1 protein-coding gene is annotated in these 533 nt (G+C 65.5%); it reads left to right on the top strand.

The annotated features are described in order from the left end of the window. Positions 1-370 (top strand): DinB/UmuC family translesion DNA polymerase (locus ACWTU8_RS32170; protein WP_455851296.1); only part of this gene is annotated, 370 nt, incomplete at its 5' end. Between the last annotated feature and the right edge of the window lie 163 nt (positions 371-533).

The following is a 533-nucleotide window of genomic DNA, read 5'->3' as shown; positions in this document are numbered from 1 at the left end:
CACTGTTTCGCGCTCGATCACGCTCGACCAGCCGATCTCGGCGACCACCCTACTGGCCGAGATCGCCGGCGACCTGGTGCGCGGCGTGCTCGCCGACCATCCACGGGAAAAGACGATCTCGCTGCTGGCGATCTCGGTCTCGCATCTCTGGGAGAGCACGGAGTTGCAGCTCGACCTGCCGCTCGGCCTCGCCGACGAGAAGCGCCGGCCCGGTAGCAAAAAAGGCCTCGCCCGCTTTGGTGCCGACCGCGCCATCGACAAGATCCGCGAACGTTTTGGCAAACAGGCGGTCGGCTACGGCACGGTGGCGCTGGAAGCGGCGCGCTCGGTGCCCGACGAATTCAGGGAGCTGGCGGAGAAGGAACTGTGAGTGCGGGAGCGTCCGTCCCTCATGGCTTGCCAAGAAAATGCGAAATTGCCGTGCGAGCCGGGATCGGGAGACGCCTCAAAACCGCGCCGTGCCGAAAACCCGGTCCCACAACAGCGACGTCACGCCGAAATTGGCGTTGTCGGCGATATGGTGGTGCACCGCG

The organism is Mesorhizobium sp. BHbdii (assembly GCF_053848045.1).
The sequence above is the reverse complement of the archived record's forward strand: the minus strand, read 5'-3'. Positions and strand labels throughout refer to the sequence as shown.